The organism is Micromonospora tarapacensis (genome assembly GCF_019697375.1).
Taxonomy (GTDB): Bacteria; Actinomycetota; Actinomycetes; order Mycobacteriales; family Micromonosporaceae; genus Micromonospora; species Micromonospora tarapacensis.
In genome coordinates this window covers 654,226-669,434 of the sequence record NZ_JAHCDI010000003.1, presented here as the reverse complement: position 1 = coordinate 669,434, position 15,209 = coordinate 654,226, and the positions used below count along the sequence as shown (strand labels likewise).

At 71.2% G+C, this 15,209-nt stretch carries 13 protein-coding genes and 2 pseudogenes; 10 read left to right on the top strand and 5 right to left on the bottom strand.

Annotated elements, in window-relative coordinates; all coding sequences use genetic code 11:
- Positions 1 to 85 precede the first annotated feature (85 nt).
- Complete coding sequence (locus tag KIF24_RS04045) at positions 86 to 946, bottom strand: bifunctional methylenetetrahydrofolate dehydrogenase/methenyltetrahydrofolate cyclohydrolase (protein ID WP_221082807.1); 861 nt, start codon at positions 944 to 946, stop codon at positions 86 to 88.
- Between the two features lie 423 nt (positions 947 to 1,369).
- Between KIF24_RS04045 and KIF24_RS04040 the strand changes: the two genes are divergently transcribed.
- The 7 genes from KIF24_RS04040 to KIF24_RS32120 all read left to right on the top strand — a co-directional run bounded on the left by KIF24_RS04040 (position 1,370) and on the right by KIF24_RS32120 (position 8,500).
- Positions 1,370 to 2,974 carry a peptide ABC transporter substrate-binding protein gene (locus KIF24_RS04040; RefSeq protein WP_221082806.1) on the top strand — a complete coding sequence of 535 codons (1,605 nt, stop codon included), beginning with the start codon at positions 1,370 to 1,372 and terminating at the stop codon, positions 2,972 to 2,974.
- A gap of 81 nt (positions 2,975 to 3,055) precedes the next feature.
- The gene (locus KIF24_RS04035; RefSeq protein WP_221082805.1) at positions 3,056 to 3,994 is read left to right on the top strand and encodes an ABC transporter permease; all 939 of its coding nucleotides are present in this window, start codon (positions 3,056 to 3,058) and stop codon (positions 3,992 to 3,994) included.
- Positions 3,987 to 4,943: an ABC transporter permease gene (locus KIF24_RS04030; RefSeq protein ID WP_221082804.1), complete on the top strand. Its 957-nt coding sequence runs from the start codon at positions 3,987 to 3,989 to the stop codon at positions 4,941 to 4,943. Before KIF24_RS04035 ends, KIF24_RS04030 begins: the two co-directional genes overlap by 8 nt.
- 10 nt (positions 4,944 to 4,953) lie before the next feature.
- Complete coding sequence (locus KIF24_RS04025) at positions 4,954 to 5,991, top strand: ABC transporter ATP-binding protein (protein WP_221082803.1); 1,038 nt, start codon at positions 4,954 to 4,956, stop codon at positions 5,989 to 5,991.
- Complete coding sequence (locus KIF24_RS04020) at positions 5,975 to 7,003, top strand: ABC transporter ATP-binding protein (RefSeq protein ID WP_221082802.1); 1,029 nt, start codon at positions 5,975 to 5,977, stop codon at positions 7,001 to 7,003. Before KIF24_RS04025 ends, KIF24_RS04020 begins: the two co-directional genes overlap by 17 nt.
- 133 nt (positions 7,004 to 7,136) lie before the next feature.
- On the top strand, positions 7,137 to 8,018 hold the full coding sequence (locus KIF24_RS32125; RefSeq protein ID WP_230414839.1) for a diguanylate cyclase domain-containing protein: 882 nt from the start codon (positions 7,137 to 7,139) through the stop codon (positions 8,016 to 8,018).
- Positions 8,015 to 8,500: an EAL domain-containing protein gene (locus KIF24_RS32120; RefSeq protein ID WP_407939870.1), complete on the top strand. Its 486-nt coding sequence runs from the start codon at positions 8,015 to 8,017 to the stop codon at positions 8,498 to 8,500. Before KIF24_RS32125 ends, KIF24_RS32120 begins: the two co-directional genes overlap by 4 nt.
- 570 nt (positions 8,501 to 9,070) lie before the next feature.
- Here KIF24_RS32120 and purH read toward each other — a convergent pair.
- Together purH and purN are read right to left on the bottom strand one after the other, a co-directional pair.
- Positions 9,071 to 10,641 (bottom strand): annotated as a pseudogene (purH, locus tag KIF24_RS04010) (bifunctional phosphoribosylaminoimidazolecarboxamide formyltransferase/IMP cyclohydrolase).
- Positions 10,642 to 10,644: 3 nt separating this feature from the next.
- Positions 10,645 to 11,250, bottom strand: a pseudogene (purN, locus tag KIF24_RS04005) (phosphoribosylglycinamide formyltransferase); the annotation flags it as partial.
- Between the two features lie 160 nt (positions 11,251 to 11,410).
- Here purN and KIF24_RS04000 point away from each other — a divergent pair.
- Both KIF24_RS04000 and KIF24_RS03995 read left to right on the top strand, forming a co-directional pair.
- Complete coding sequence (locus KIF24_RS04000) at positions 11,411 to 11,713, top strand: CD225/dispanin family protein (RefSeq protein ID WP_221082801.1); 303 nt, start codon at positions 11,411 to 11,413, stop codon at positions 11,711 to 11,713.
- A 5-nt stretch (positions 11,714 to 11,718) separates the two neighbouring features.
- Positions 11,719 to 12,396 (top strand): DUF4190 domain-containing protein, encoded by a 678-nt coding sequence (locus KIF24_RS03995; RefSeq protein ID WP_221082800.1) that lies wholly within the window; start codon positions 11,719 to 11,721, stop codon positions 12,394 to 12,396.
- Between the two features lie 165 nt (positions 12,397 to 12,561).
- Here KIF24_RS03995 and KIF24_RS03990 read toward each other — a convergent pair whose 3' ends face one another.
- The gene (locus KIF24_RS03990) at positions 12,562 to 13,851 is read right to left on the bottom strand and encodes a cell division protein PerM (protein WP_221082799.1); all 1,290 of its coding nucleotides are present in this window, start codon (positions 13,849 to 13,851) and stop codon (positions 12,562 to 12,564) included.
- Positions 13,852 to 14,013: 162 nt separating this feature from the next.
- Here KIF24_RS03990 and KIF24_RS03985 point away from each other — a divergent pair, with 162 nt between their 5' ends.
- A complete protein-coding gene (locus tag KIF24_RS03985; protein ID WP_221082798.1) occupies positions 14,014 to 14,271 on the top strand; it encodes a DUF4190 domain-containing protein in 258 nt (85 codons plus the stop codon).
- A 48-nt stretch (positions 14,272 to 14,319) separates the two neighbouring features.
- On the opposite strand, the gene sucD is transcribed toward KIF24_RS03985, so the two are convergent.
- Positions 14,320 to 15,207 (bottom strand): succinate--CoA ligase subunit alpha, encoded by an 888-nt coding sequence (gene sucD, locus KIF24_RS03980; RefSeq protein WP_221082797.1) that lies wholly within the window; start codon positions 15,205 to 15,207, stop codon positions 14,320 to 14,322.
- Between the last annotated feature and the right edge of the window lie 2 nt (positions 15,208 to 15,209).

The following is a 15,209-nucleotide window of genomic DNA, read 5'->3' as shown; positions in this document are numbered from 1 at the left end:
GGGTGAACCTCACCGGCCGCCCGGTTCACGCCGACCGGCGACAGCCGCGTTCGGCGCCGCCGACAGCCGCGTTCGGCAACCGGCCTCAGCCGCGTTCGGCACGCTCGACGACGTTGGTGAGCAGCATGGCTCGGGTCATCGGGCCGACACCGCCGGGCATCGGCACCAGCTTGCCGGCCACCTCGGCGACCTCCGGGTCCACGTCGCCGGTGTAGCGACCCTTGCCGTCCGCGCCGATCACGCGCGTGATGCCCACGTCGACCACGACCGCGCCCGGGGTGACCATGTCCGCGGTGAGCAGGCCGGGCACGCCGGCCGCGACGATGACGATGTCGGCGGCACGGGTGTGCGCGGCCAGGTCGAGGGTGCCGGTGTGGCACAGGGTGACCGTGGCGTTCTCGCTGCGCCGGGTGAGTAGCAGCCCCAGCGGTCGGCCGACCGTGTTGCCCCGGCCCACCACCGCCACGTTGGCCCCGCGCAACGGCACCTCGTGCCGGCGGAGCAGTTCCACGACGCCGCGCGGGGTGCACGGCAAGGGTGCGTCGTAGCCGAGCACCAGCCGGCCCAGGTTGACCGGATGCAGGCCGTCGGCGTCCTTGTCCGGGTCGATCGACTCCAGCACCCGCTGCGTGTCCAGGTGTCCCGGCAGCGGCAGCTGGACGATGTAGCCGTGGCACGCCGGGTCGGCGTTGAGTTCGGCGAGGATCTCGTCGACCTGCGCCTGACCGGCGTCGGCCGGCAGCTCCCGGCGGATCGAGGCGATGCCGACCTCGGCGCAGTCCCGGTGCTTGCCGTTCACGTACGCCTGGGAACCGGGGTCCGCCCCGACCAGCACCGTGCCGAGCCCCGGCACGGTGCCTCGTTCCGCCAGTGCCTTGACCCGCGCCCGGAGCTCGTCCTTGATCTCGGCCGCGGTCGCCTTGCCGTCCAGAAGCGTCGCCGTCACGTCCAGATCGTCTCACGAGCGGTGCCGTCGGCTCCCCCGACCTGGTTGCCTCGACCCGCCAGACTACTTTCCGTGAGGTGTCTTTCGTCACTTTGAGTGATGAATTGTGGAGCCAGACACAGCGGGAGCGGACGACGGAGCATGAAGGTGCGCAATCCGTCGAGCACGGCCATTCGCCCCAGCGGGACCCGGCAACCGCCGGATTCGCCACAAAGGTTCGAATCTCCCCAGCCAGGCCGGCGGATCTCGCCGATCGAGTAGCACGGATCCGAGCGTCCGGCAAGGAATCGTGCGCCGTTCCGTTACACCTTCGCAACCGCTACGTTGCCGAGTCACGTTAGGTGACCTACCGTTGCCGATCGTTGCGCAGCGTCACCCAATGCCGGGCCCGACTGCGCAGCGTAGTGGAGATGAGGAGGCTAGATGCGTGTTCGTAGGCTTGCCGCCTGGACCGCCCTCCCGCTCGCGGTGACCCTGGGCCTGGTGGCCTGCGGCTCGGGCGGCGACGGCGGATCCGGCGAGAGCGACCCCAACGCGGCGGTACGGATCGAGATCGCCGAGCCGCAGCACCTGCTGCCGACCAACACCAACGAGACCAGCGGTTCCCAGGTGCTCGCCGCTCTGTTCAGCCCGCTTGTCGACTACGACGAGGCCCACAAGCCGTACGAGGTGGCCGCCGAGTCGATCACGTCCGAGGACAACACCACCTGGACGATCGAGCTCAAGGACGGCTACACGTTCCACAACGGCGAGAACGTCACCGCCGACAACTACATCGACGCCTGGAACTACGGCGCGTACGCACCGAACGGGCAGAACTCCAGCTACTTCTTCGAGAAGATCGCCGGATACGACGACCTTCAGGGTGAGAGCCCGAAGGCCGAGACGCTCACCGGCCTGAAGAAGGTCGACGACCAGAGCTTCACGGTCACGCTGTCGCAGCCGTACAGCGAGTTCAAGTCGATGCTCGGCTACACCGCCTTCTACCCGCTGCCGCAGGCCGCGTTCTCCGCGCCCGGCGAGCTGGTCGAGGGCTACGAGCAGGCGCCGATCGGTCAGGGCCCGTTCAAGATGAAGGGCACCTGGCAGCACGACGCCAAGGTCGTGGTCGAGCGGTACGACGCCTTCCCCGGCGAGCAGCCGAAGGTGGCCGGTGTCGAGTTCCGGATCTACCAGCAGCTGACCGCCGCCTACGCGGACGTGCTGTCGGACAACCTCGACGTGATCAAGACGATCCCGACCGAGAACCTCTCGACGGCCGAGACCGACCTGGGCGACCGGTTCCTGCAGAGCCCCGCCTCGTCGCTGCACTTCCTGGCCTTCCCCACCTTCCAGGACGAGTTCAGCAACCCGGACGTGCGCAAGGCCATCTCGATGGCGATCGACCGGGACGAGATCACCACGTCGATCTTCAAGGACTCGCAGCAGCCGGCCCGTTCGTTCGTCTCGCCGGCCGTCGCCGGCTACCGGGAGAACACCGTCGGCGCCGCGGGCGAGTTCGACCCGGCCAAGGCCAAGGCGCTCTACCAGGCCGCCGACGGTCCGTCGAAGATCACCCTGTCCTACAACGGTGACGGCGGCCACAAGGACTGGATCGACGCCACCTGCAACCAGCTCAAGGCCAACCTGGGCGTGGACTGCGTCGGCAGTGCCGAGCCGAAGTTCGCCGACCTGCTGACCAAGGTCAAGGCCAAGCAACCGGTCGGCCTGTTCCGGATGGGTTGGATCATGGACTACCCGTCCATGGAGAACTACCTGGGCCCGCTGTACAGCACCAACGGTTCGTCGAACTACTACGGCTACAGCAACCCGGAGTTCGACCGGCTGCTCGCCGAGGGCGCCAGCGCCCCCAGCGAGGAGGAAGCGATCAAGAAGTACCAGGAGGCCGAGGACCTGCTGGCGGAGGACCTGCCGGTGGTGCCGCTGCGGTTCGGCCAGAACAACTTCGGCCACTCGACCAAGGTCAAGAACGTCGAGATGGACCTCTTCGACCGGGTCGACCTGGTCAAGATCGAGGCCGTCAGGTAACACCCACGCAGGCGGGTCGGGTCATCGCGAGGTGACCCGACCCGCCACGCGGTTCGCCCCTTTTCAGAGAGACTGCCAAGTATGTTCCGCTTCGTCGTGCGGCGTCTACTCCAGATGGTCCTGGCCTTCTTCGGGACCACCCTGATCGTCTACGCCCTGATGTTCGCCGGCCAGGGCGACCCGATCCAGGCGCTCGCCGGTGAGCGCCCGGTCACCGCCGCGCAGCGGGCGTACCTCACCGAGAAGTACCACCTGGACGCCACCGGGGTCGGCGGCTTCTTCTACCGGTACTTCGACTACCTCTCCAACCTGGTTCGCGGCGACCTGGGTGAGTCGCTCACCGGGCGGTCGATCGGCGAGATCCTCGCCGCCGCCTGGCCCGTCACGATCAAACTGGCGCTGATCGCCATCGCGGTCGCCGTCATCTTCGGCGTCACCGCCGGTGTGCTCGCCGGCATCCGGCGAGCCGGCATCTTCGACAACGCCACCCTCGTGCTGACCCTGCTGGTGCTCGGCATCCCGACCATCGTGCTCGCCCCCCTCGCGCAGTACTTCCTCGGCGTCAGGTGGCAGTTGTTCCCGCCCACCGCCGGGGCGGACCCCGACTTCCACGCGCTGCTGCTGCCGGGCATCGTGCTCGGCTCGCTCTCCCTGGCCACCGCGCTGCGGCTGACCCGGACCTCGGTGGCCGAGAACCTGCGCGCCGACTACGTGCGCACCGCCCGGTCGAAGGGTCTGCCGGGCCGGCGGGTGGTCAGCGTGCACGTGCTGCGCAACTCGCTCATCCCCGTGATCACCTTTCTCGGTGTCGAGGTCGGCAACCTGATGAGCGGCGCGATCATCACCGAGGGCGTGTTCAACATCCCCGGCGTCGGCTTCAACCTGTTCCGCGGCATCCGCACCGAGGACGGCCCGCTGGTGGTGGGCATCGTCAGCGTGCTCGTCGTGGTCTACCTCGTCGCCAACCTGGTGGTGGACATCCTGTACGCCGTACTCGACCCGAGGATCCGCTATGAGTGACTTCGAGACGGTGGCGGCCTCGGAGAACCAGGCCGCCCGGCGGGGGCCGTCGGGTGAACCGGGCACGCCGGACCAGGTGGGCCGGCCCCGCAAGCCGCGTAGCCTCGCCGGAGACGCCTGGCGCGACCTGCGCGGCAAGCCGGTCTTCTGGATCAGCCTCGCCCTGGTCCTGCTGGTGACCGCGATGGCCGCCGTACCGGGCCTGTTCACCGGCAACGACCCGACCGAGTGCGTGCTGTCCCGGCAACACGCCGCGCCGTCCGGCGGGGCCATCTTCGGGTACGACTTCCAGGGCTGCGACACGTACGCCCGCTCGGTCTACGGCGCTCGCGCCTCACTGCTGGTGGGCGCGCTCTCCGCGCTGATCACCGGCCTGATCGCGCTCGTCGTGGGGATGCTCGCCGGATACTTCGGCGGCTGGGTGGACGCGGTGCTGTCCCGGGTGATCGACATCGTGCTCGGCATCCCACTGCTGCTGGCGGCGATCGTCCTGCTCAAGCGGGTCGGCAGCGACAGCGCCACGGTCCGCGTCGGCGCGGTCATCTTCGTCCTGGCGGTGCTCGGCTGGACCACCGCGGCCCGGGTCGTCCGCTCCTCGGTGATCACCGCGCGGGAGCAGGACTACGTGGCCGCGGCCCGGATGCTGGGTGCCGGCAACGGCCGCATCATGTGGCGGCACATCCTGCCGAACGCGCTCGCCCCGGCGATCGTGGTGCTGACCATCGCGCTCGGCTCCTTCATCGCCGCCGAGGCGACGCTGTCGTTCCTCGGCATCGGGCTGAAGGAACCGACCATCTCCTGGGGCATCGACATCAACAACGGCCGGGTGCACATGCGGGAGTCGGCGACGCCGCTGGTGGTCCCGTCGACGTTCCTGGCGCTGACCGTGCTGGCCTTCATCATGCTCGGCGACGCCATCCGTGACGCCTTCGACCCGAAGCTGAGGTGACTGGATCCCCATGAGCCAGAACGCCGTCCGGCCGACACCGGCCTCCCCGACCCCACCCGGCGGGCACCTGCTGGAGGTCAGCGAGCTGCACGTCGAGTTCCGTACCGGTGAGGGCGTCGCCAAGGTGATCAATGGAGTCAGCTACCACCTGGATCCGGGCGAGGCGCTCGCCGTGCTGGGCGAATCCGGCTCCGGCAAGTCCGTCACCGCCCAGGCCATCATGGGCATCCTGGACACCCCGCCGGCGCACATCAGCTCCGGTGCGATCCGCTACCAGGGTCGGGACCTGCTGGGCCTGCCGGAGGAGCAACGCCGGCAAATACGGGGCAAGGAGATCGCGATGGTCTTCCAGGACGCCCTCTCCGCGCTGAACCCGGTCTTTCCGGTCGGTTGGCAGATCGGCGAGACGCTGCGTCAGCGGCTCGGGATGTCCCGCGCGGACGCCCGCCGGCGTTCGGTGGAGCTGATGGACCTGGTGCAGATCCCGGCCGCCGCGCAGCGGCTCGGTGACTACCCACACCAGTTCTCCGGCGGCATGCGCCAGCGGGTCATGATCGCGATGGCCCTGGCGATGGAACCGAAGGTGCTCATCGCCGACGAGCCGACCACCGCGCTGGACGTCACCGTGCAGGCCCAGATCATGGACCTCCTCGCCGAACTGCGGCGGGACCTGGACATGGGCATGATCCTGATCACCCACGACCTCGGCGTCGTCGCCGACGTCGCGGACCGCATCGCCGTCATGTACGCGGGTCGGATCGTCGAGCACGCCGACGTCCGATCGCTGTACCGCGCGCCCGCCCACCCGTACACCAAGGGGTTGCTGAACTCGATCCCGCGCCTGGACCAGCGGGGCGGGAAGCTGTCCACGATCCGCGGTCTGCCGCCGAACCTCATGCAGATCCCCAGCGGCTGCCCCTTCCACCCCCGGTGCCCGTACGCGCAGCAGGTCTGCGTGGACGTGGTGCCGCACGACCTGGTCCTCGGCGACGGCCGGACCAGCGCGTGCCACTTCGCGCAGGAGGTACGCGATGACCGCGCCGGCTAACCCCACCAAGGTGCGCGGCGAAACGCTCCTCGACGTCAACCACCTGGTCAAGCACTTCCCGATCACCCAGGGCGTGGTGTTCCGGAAGAAGGTCGGCGCGGTGAAGGCCGTCGACGGGGTGAGCTTCGAGCTGCGCCGGGGTGAGACGCTGGGCATCGTCGGCGAGTCGGGCTGCGGCAAGTCCACCCTCGCCCGGCTGCTGATGCGGCTGGAGAAGCCCACCGCCGGCCGGGCCACCCTGGCCGGGCGGGACCTGTTCGCCGCCTCCGGCGGCGAACTGCGCCGGGTCCGGCGCAACATGCAGATGGTCATGCAGGACCCGTACACCTCGTTGAACCCGCGGATGACCGTGGGCGACATCATCGGCGAGCCGTTCGAGATCCACCCGGAGGCGGCGCCGAAGGGCAGCCGGCAGCACCGGGTCCAGGAGCTGCTCGACGTCGTCGGACTGAACCCGGAGCACATCAACCGCTACCCGCACCAGTTCTCCGGCGGCCAGCGGCAGCGCATCGGCATCGCCCGGGCGCTGGCGCTGCGGCCCGAGGTGATCGTCTGCGACGAGCCGGTCTCCGCGCTTGACGTCTCCATCCAGGCCCAGGTGATCAACCTGCTGGAGCAGCTCCAGAGCGAGTTCGGGCTGTCGTACATCTTCATCGCCCACGACCTGTCGGTGGTCCGGCACATCGCCGACCGCGTCGCCGTCATGTACCTGGGGCGGATCGTGGAGATCGGCACCGAGGACGAGATCTACGAGCGGGCCACCCACCCGTACACCCAGGCGCTGCTCTCCGCGGCGCCGGTGCCGGACCCGGACGCCCGGCAGCACCGCAACATCATCCGGCTACGCGGCGACGTGCCGAGCCCGGCGGACCCGCCGAGCGGCTGCCACTTCCGGACCAGGTGCTGGAAGGCGCAGGAGATCTGCGCCACCCAGGACCCGCAGACCGTGCTCCGCGCCGCCGACCCGCACCCCTCCGCCTGCCACTTCGCCGAACTACGCCCGGGGCGGTGAGTACGAACCTCCCTCCCCAGTGGATACTGCGGCATCGAAGAAGCACCCGATGACGGATGGCGAGCCACTGCTCACTCACTAGTGTCTACAGCCGTGACGCAGTTCATCGCCTACCGGGAGAACGCCCGGCTACTTGCGGGAAACCCGGGTCCAGGAGGAGCGCCTCCAGCACGAGGTCAGCCACGACGGCCTTACCGGGCTGGCCAACCGGGTGCTCTTCCGGGACCGGCTCGCGTCCGCGCTCGCCGCGACGACACCCACGTCGGTGCTCCTGGTCGACCTGGACGATTTCAAGACCGTCAACGACCTGCTCGGGCACGGCGTCGGTGACCGGCTGCTCGTCTCGGTCGCCCAGCTGCTGCGCGCCGAGGTCGGCGACGACGGCCTGCCGGTGCAGGTCGCCGGTGACGAGTTCGCCGTCCTGCTCACCGGCGCGGACGCCGACCCCGAGGAGCTGGCCGGCCGGCTGCTCGCCGCGCTCGACCACCCGATCAGCCAGCACCGCCGGCTGGTGCAGGCCAGCATCGGCATCGCCGACGCCGCCGCCGGTGCCACCGTCGACTCGGTGCTGCGGGACGCCGACGTCGCCATGTACACGGCCAAACAGCGCGGAAAGGCGGGCTTCGTACGCTACGTGGACGGCATGGGTGAGCCGGTGCTGGCACACATGCAGCTCGGCGGCGAACTGCGGCGGGCCCTGGACGAGAACGAACTGCGGGTCGTCTACCAGCCGATCCTGCGGCTCGACGACAACCGGTTGGTCGGGGTCGAGGCGCTGGTCCGCTGGCACCACCCGACCCGCGGCGTCGTCGGCCCGGCCGAGTTCATCCCGGCCGCCGAGCGGACCGGTCTGATCGTGCCGCTGGGCCGGTTCGTGCTGCGCGAGACGTGCCGCCAGGCGGCGGCGTGGTCTCGGGAGTTCGGGCCGGACGCACTCCGGGAGGCGGGCCTGAACGTCTCCGCGCGAACGTCTCCGCGCGGCAACTACACGACCCCGACTTCGTCTCCGACGTGACGGCCGCGCTCGCCGAGAGCGGGCTCGGCTGCGAGCGGCTGGTCCTGGAGGTGACCGAGTCCGCGGTACTACGCGGTCAGCAGGTCTCCCGGACCCTCTTCGAACTCGGCCGGATGGGGATCCGCCTCTCGCTGGACGACTTCGGCACCGGCGAATCGTCGCTGAGCCTGCTGCGGGACTTCCCCGCCGCGATCGTGAAGCTCGACAAGTCCTTCGTCGAGGGAATCGAGATCGACGACGGCCAGGCCGCGGCGGCCGACGCCCGGCAGGCGGTGGCCCGGGCGGTGATCCAACTCGCCCACGCGCTCGGCCTGGAGACCGTCGCCGAGGGCGTCGAGAGCGCCGAGCAGGTCGCCGTGCTCCGCGACCTCGGCTACACCCGTGGCCAGGGCTATCACCTGGCCCGGCCGATGACCGCCGACGGCATCGCCTGCCTGCTGGCCCAAGAGCGGACCGTGACAGCCATCCGACCGCCGACCTGACCGAAGACCGGCGGGCCGATCTGCGTGGCCAGGGACCTCGACACACTTCCTAGCCGGCCCGGATCTCGCACCCGGTGCCTCCAGCACGGCCCGTCGCGGCGGGGCGCGTCGAAGCGGCCGACGCGCATTCACATGCTGGATCGGATCGCGCCTGCCCCGTCTCGTCCAGGTCGCCGAGGGCATGCCCTGGGCACCCGCCGGCGCACTACACCGACGCTTCGTCGGCTGGACGCGGCAGCCCCTGAAAGCACCGGAGCGACGTATCGCAACCGTGCCAGCCGAACCGGGCCGGACCGGACGCCACCAGACCGGACGACCCCGGCGATGCAGTTTCCAGCTACAGGTTCGGTCCAGATCTTGGACAGTTTCCGTTAGGAGTTAACGGAAACTGTCCAAGATCTCACATTCGCATCTCATCCGCTGAAAACAGGACCGCGCCGAGCCTTCCACGCAAGCCAGGCCCCGTGTCGAAGTCCCTGGCCGGCCTCCGGCGGCCCAGGCGACGACCGGCCGCGTTAGGGACCGCCGCCTGGACTCCACCTCGGCTCGACCGATGACTTCGACACCGCCCTAGTGGAAGAAGTGGCGGGTGCCGGTGAGGTACATGGTGACGCCGGCCTGCTTGCAGGCGGCGATCACCTCCTCGTCGCGGATCGAGCCGCCGGGCTGCACGATCGCCCGGATCCCCGCGTCGAGGAGGATCTGCGGGCCGTCGGCGAACGGGAAGAACGCATCCGAGGCGGCCACCGCGCCGCGTGCCCGGTCGGCGCCCGCGCGGCTGACCGCCAGCCGGGCCGAGTCGACCCGGTTGACCTGCCCCATCCCGACGCCGACGGTCGCGCCGTCGCGGGCCAGCAGGATCGCGTTGCTCTTCACCGCACGCACCGCCCGCCAGGCGAAGACCAGGTCGGCGAAGGTCTCGGCGTCGGCCGCCTCGCCGGTGGCCAGCCGCCAGCTGGCCGGATCGTCGCCCTCGGCGTCGATCGCGTCGCGCAGCTGCACCAGTACGCCGCCGGTGACCTGCCGCCACTCGGCCGGCCGGGGCGGAACTCCGGCGCGCGCAGCAGCCGGATGTTCTTCTTGGCCTGGAGCGCCTCCGCCGCGCCGGGCTCGTACCCGGGCGCCACCACCACTTCGGTGAAGATCTCGGCGATCTGCCCGGCCAACTCGACCGAGACCGGCCGGTTCACCGCTATGACCCCACCGAAGGCGGAGACCGGATCGCAGGCGTGTGCCTTGCGGTGCGCCTGCGCCACGTCCGCGCCGACCGCGATGCCGCACGGGTTGGCGTGTTTGACGATGGCCACCGCCGGCCGGTCGGCGAAGTCGTTGGCGGCCCGCCAGGCGGCGTCCGCGTCGACGTAGTTGTTGTAGGACATCTCCTTGCCGTGCAACTGCTCGGCCTGAGCCAGCCCGACCGGGCCGGCCGGGTCGGTGTAGAGAGCGGCGGCCTGGTGCGGGTTCTCGCCGTAGCGCAGCACCGACTGCCGGCGCAACGCCAGGCCGGCGAACTGCGGCCAGCCGTCGGCGGCCGGGGCGACCGACGCGGCGAACCACTCGGCGACCGCCACGTCGTACTCGGCGATGTCGGCGAAGGCACGGGCGGCCAGCGCCCGACGCTGCGCCAGGGTGAAGCCGCCGCCGTCGAGGGCGGCCAGCAGCATCGGGTACGCGCCAGGGTCGGTCACCACGGCCACCGAGGCGTGGTTCTTGGCCGCGGCCCGCACCATCGCCGGGCCGCCGATGTCGATCTGCTCGACGCACTCGTCCTGGCTCGCCCCGGAGGCGACGGTCGCCTGGAACGGGTACAGGTTGGACACCAGCAGGTCGATCCCGGCGATGCCGTGCTCGTCCAGTTGCACGGCGTGCTCGTCCTTGCGCAGGTCGGCGAGGAGCCCGCCGTGGATCGCCGGGTGCAGGGTCTTCACCCGCCCGTCGAGGATCTCCGGAAAGCCGGTCACCTGCTCCACCGGGGTCACCGGCACCCCGGCCGCGGCGATCGTCGACGCGGTGCTGCCGGTGGAGACGATCTCCACACCGGCAGCGTGCAGTGCGCGAGCCAACTCGGCGAGGCCGGTCTTGTCGTAGACGCTGACCAGTGCCCGCCGGATCGGGCGGCGTCCGTCCTGCATGGAACTCACTCCAACCGTGACCTTTCTACCGGTGATCGTCCAGCCTTCGCGGACCAGCCGGCCCACCTGCTCGACGAGCTGGCTCCGCTCCGCTTCCTTGATGCGTTCGGTGAGTGTGTCGACGTCGTCGTCGTCGCGCACGGGCACCGCCACCTGCGCGACGATCGGGCCGGTGTCCATACCGGCGTCGACGAAGAAGAGGGTCGCCCCGGTCACCTTCACCCCGTAGTCGAGGGCGTCACGCGGGCCGTGGATGCCGGGAAAGGCCGGCAACAGGGTGTTGTGCGTGTTGAGGTAGCGGTCGCCGAAGGCGGCGAGGAACCGTGCCCCGACCAGCTTCAGGAACCCCGCGGAGATGACCAGGTCCGGCTGGTGCTCGGCGACCCGAGCGGTGAGCACGGCGTCCCACCCCTCCCGGTCCGGGTGGTCCTTGACCCGCTCGACGAAGGTCGGCACGCCCGCGGCGGCGGCCCGGTCCAGGCCGGCGATCCCGTCCCGGTCCGCGCCGACCGCGACCACCCGTGCGCCGTACGCCGGGTCGGCGGTCGCGTCCAGCAGGGCCTGCAGGTTGCTCCCGGAGCCGGAGACAAGGACGACGATGCGGGCGGGCTCGGTCACCGGAACACCCTATCCGGCCGCTGACCGGCGCCCACCCGCTGGGCAGCAGACCCTTCGACGGCTGCCGTTCTGGCGCGGACCGGGTACGCTGCCGGTCGCTTGGGACCGGCGCGTACCCGGCCCGCACCCGTCAGGGAACAACCGTGAGGAGCACGTCATCATGCAGCCCGGATACCCGTCCCAGCCGCCCCAGTCGGTCGACAACAACATGACAATGTCGATCGTCGCGATCTTCCTGTTCTGGCCGCTGGCCATTCCGGCGATCATCAACGCCTCGAAGGTCAACCCGCTGCTCCAGCAGGGTGACTACGCCGGCGCCCAGGCCGCCGCGGCCGAGTCGAAGAAGTGGTCCAAGTGGGCCCTGATCGTCGGCATCGCCTGGATCGCGATCGTCCTGGTCTGCTGCGTGGGTGGCAGCCTGCTGGGCGCGATGACCGGCGGCAGCAGCGCCGCCGGCTACTGAGTCGGATGCAGCCCGGCCAGCCTGGTCAGGACCCGTACGGCCAGCAACCGCCGTACGGGGACCCGACCACGCCACCCCCGGCCAACCCGTACGCTCCGCCACCGGTCAACCCGTACGCCCCGCCGCCGGCCGATCCGTACGCCCCACCGGCCGATCCGTACGGTCAGCAACCGACCCCGGAGCCGCCGGAATACCGGCCGCCGGCCGCTCCAGCGCCCCACGACCCGTACGCGCCGCCGGCCGGTCAGCCGCCCGCGTACGGGCCACCGGGCTACGGGCCACCGGGCTACGGACCGCCGGGCTACGGGCCACCGTCGACGTCGGGCCAGCCGTACGGCCAGTCCTACCCCGACCCGTACGGCCCGCCGCAGCCGTACGGCGGCACGCCGATGTACCCGAACGCTGGGTTCACCGCAATGCCGGGGCAGCAGAACACCCTCGGCCTGGTGGCGATGATCATCGGCATCGCGTCGATCCCGCTGAGCTGCTGCTATCTGGGCGTCCCGCTGGGGCTGGCCGCGCTGGTCACCGGCTGGCTGGGCAAGCAGAAGGCCGATCAGGGCCGGGCCGGCAACTCCGGCCAGGCGCTCGCCGGCCTGGTCTGCGGCGCGGTCGGCCTGTTGTTGGGCCTGGTGCACATCGTGCTGCTGACGGTGAACTTCGCCCTGCCGCTGCAAAACTGAGCGAAGCTGGTCGAGGGGCGTCCGGAGCACCGGGCGCCCCTCGACGGGTGGTCGCGCCGGCGGCACATCGGCGACCCGGGAGACCCGCCCGGCAGCCGGGGCGACGGGTGCGGCCCGACCTCGGCCGCCAAGCCGGGGTGGAACCAGCCGGTGGCGGCCGTGGGCTCAGCCGGTGAACCGGGTGGACCAGCGGGTGGCGGCGGCACCGAGCAGCGCACCGCCGCCGGTGACCACGACCGCCGCCAGCGCCACCTGCCAGCCGACCGGACCGACCTCCGCCAGCCGACCGGCGCCCAGCGGCCCGCCGGAGGCCTCCGCGGCGGCGCCCAGCAGCAGGCCGGCGACCGGTCCGGCGAGCGCGGCCGGGGCGAGCAGCCGCCTCCAGGGCAAGGGCGCCCGCTCGGCGGCGGTCAGCCGCAGCAACCGGCGGGAAAGCAGCCACCCGGTGGCCATCCCCACCAGGACGGGCAACACCAGGACGGCGACCGCACCGACCCCGTCGACCGGCCCGCTGGGCAGGCCGGCGAACAACGGCAGGGCCGGCAGGGCACCGACGGAGACCTCGCTGGTGCGTACCGCCGTGTCGGTGCCCACGGCGAAGCCGGGGCCGAGCAGGTAGCTCACCGACCACACGGTGGCGTTGGGCGCGTACGCCAGGCTGACCAGGGTGATGCCGGCCTGTCCGGCCACTCCCGTGCGGTAGGCGCCGATCAGGTCGGCCGCGTCACCACCACCGGTCGCCACGGCCAGTCCCGCCACCGCCGCTCCCGCACCTAGCAACGCCAGGCCGGCCGCCAGACCGGCGCGGACACCTTCCCGAAACGGCACCGGCGCCTGCTCGAACACCTCCGCCAGCCCGGTGGTGCGGGCGGCTCCCACGCCGGCGGCGAGCGTGCCGATCGCCGCGAGCGTCAGCCCGGCGCGCACCGGCGACACACCGGGACCGCCGGCCCCGACCAGCATCGCGGCGAGCGCACCCAGCAGCGCGTACGCGATGCCCACCGCCACGGCGGCGGTGAGCGTACGACCCGGGGACCGGCCACCGCGAGCGCCGATCGCGCGGCTGACGTGCACCCCGGCGCGGATCAGCCGCCACCCGGCCAGCACCGTCACCGCGAGCGGGGCCAGCCCCAGGGTGCCCGCGTCCGTGGCCAGTGGCACCCCGTGCCCGAGCAACCATCCGGCCGCTCCGGCCCGCACGGCGCCGGGCAGGCTGGCGGCACCCTCGCTCAGTTGGAACAGCCAGAGCACCAACGCCACCGGCAGCCAGGAGGTGACCGCGGCCCCGACGGCGGCGACCAGGGCGGCGACCACCAGCGGCGGGTGGCTGCGGCCCGCGGGCGCGGCCCGGGGAGCCGGCACCCGGCGCGGCGGGCCGGCGCGGCCGGGTGGCCGGGCGCCGGCCCCACGGGCGTCGGTGGCCCGACGAGGCTGGTCAGGGGTGACGAAGGACATCGGCTCTACTCTGGCATGCCGTGCCCGCGTCGGCTGCCCGACACCGCCCCATCTCCGGTGGCGAGTTCGCCTGATCCGGCGTGCGTGGGCGCCGACCTCCTTTAGCCTCGGGCACAGGGGCCGTGCGGCGATGTCGCGGCAACAAGCGACCGGAGGGCAGCCGTGAACGCTCCGTATCCACCGCCCCCGCCGCCCGCCGGCCGCGACCGCACCACCCTCTGGGGCGTGCTGGGCATCGTGACCGGCGTGCTGTGCTGCGGCATCCTCGGCATCGTCTTCGGCTGGCTGTCGATACGCGACGCGCGGCGGTTCCGGCAGTCGCCGGTGCTCGGCTACGTGGCCATCGGCCTGGGCGTGCTGAACATCGTCGTCAGCCTGATCCTCCAGGCGACCGGGAACTACCCGTACTGGAACCGCTGAGGGGCCGACCATCGGTCGGCCCCTCGCTGGGCGTGGTCGCTGCTCCGCTCAGCCGGCGGACATGATCTCACGCATCAGCTCGGCGGTCTCGGTCGGCGTCTTGCCGACCTTGACGCCGGCCGCCTCCAGCGCCGCCTTCTTGGCGTCGGCGGTGCCCGCCGAACCGGAGATGATCGCACCGGCGTGCCCCATGGTCTTGCCGGGGGGCGCGGTGAAACCGGCGATGTAGCCGACGACCGGCTTGGTGACGTTGGCCTTGATGAACTCGGCCGCCCGCTCCTCCGCGTCGCCGCCGATCTCACCGATCATGACGATGGCGTCGGTGTCCGGGTCGGCCTCGAACGCCGCCAGCGCGTCGATGTGGGTCGTCCCGATGATCGGGTCGCCGCCGATGCCGACGCAGGTCGAGAAGCCGATGTCGCGCAGTTCGTACATCATCTGGTAGGTCAGCGTGCCGCTCTTGCTGACCAGGCCGATCCGGCCGCTGCCGGTGATGTCGGCCGGGATGATGCCGGCGTTGGAGGCGCCGGGTGAGGCGATCCCGGGGCAGTTCGGGCCGATGATCCGGGTCCGCTCGCCCTTCGTCACGTTGTACGCCCAGAAGGCGGCGGTGTCATGCACCGGCACCCCCTCGGTGATCACCACGGCCAGCGGGATCTCGGCGTCGATCGCCTCGATGACCGCACCCTTGGTGAACTGCGGCGGCACGAAGATGACGGTGACGTCCGCGCCGGTGTCCTTCATCGCGTCGGTGACCCCGGCGAAGACCGGCAGTTCGGTGCCGTCGAAGTCGACGGTGGTGCCCGCCTTGCGCGGGTTGACGCCGCCCACCACATTCGTGCCGGCGACGAGCATCCGCCGGGTGTGCTTGGAACCCTCGGAACCGGTCATCCCCTGGACGATGACCTTCGAGTCCTTGGTCAGCCAGATAGCCATAC

Excerpts from the sequence above, each read along its gene's own strand:
- KIF24_RS04040 (WP_221082806.1), top strand. The coding sequence starts at position 1,370 with ATGCGTGTTCGTAGGCTTGCCGCCTGGACCGCCCTCCCGCTCGCGGTG.
- KIF24_RS04035 (WP_221082805.1), top strand. The coding sequence starts at position 3,056 with ATGTTCCGCTTCGTCGTGCGGCGTCTACTCCAGATGGTCCTGGCCTTC.
- KIF24_RS04030 (WP_221082804.1), top strand. The coding sequence starts at position 3,987 with ATGAGTGACTTCGAGACGGTGGCGGCCTCGGAGAACCAGGCCGCCCGG.
- KIF24_RS04025 (WP_221082803.1), top strand. The coding sequence starts at position 4,954 with ATGAGCCAGAACGCCGTCCGGCCGACACCGGCCTCCCCGACCCCACCC.
- KIF24_RS04020 (WP_221082802.1), top strand. The coding sequence starts at position 5,975 with ATGACCGCGCCGGCTAACCCCACCAAGGTGCGCGGCGAAACGCTCCTC.
- KIF24_RS04000 (WP_221082801.1), top strand. The coding sequence starts at position 11,411 with ATGCAGCCCGGATACCCGTCCCAGCCGCCCCAGTCGGTCGACAACAAC.
- KIF24_RS03995 (WP_221082800.1), top strand. The coding sequence starts at position 11,719 with ATGCAGCCCGGCCAGCCTGGTCAGGACCCGTACGGCCAGCAACCGCCG.
- KIF24_RS03990 (WP_221082799.1), bottom strand. The coding sequence starts at position 13,851 with ATGTCCTTCGTCACCCCTGACCAGCCTCGTCGGGCCACCGACGCCCGT.
- sucD (WP_221082797.1), bottom strand. The coding sequence starts at position 15,207 with ATGGCTATCTGGCTGACCAAGGACTCGAAGGTCATCGTCCAGGGGATG.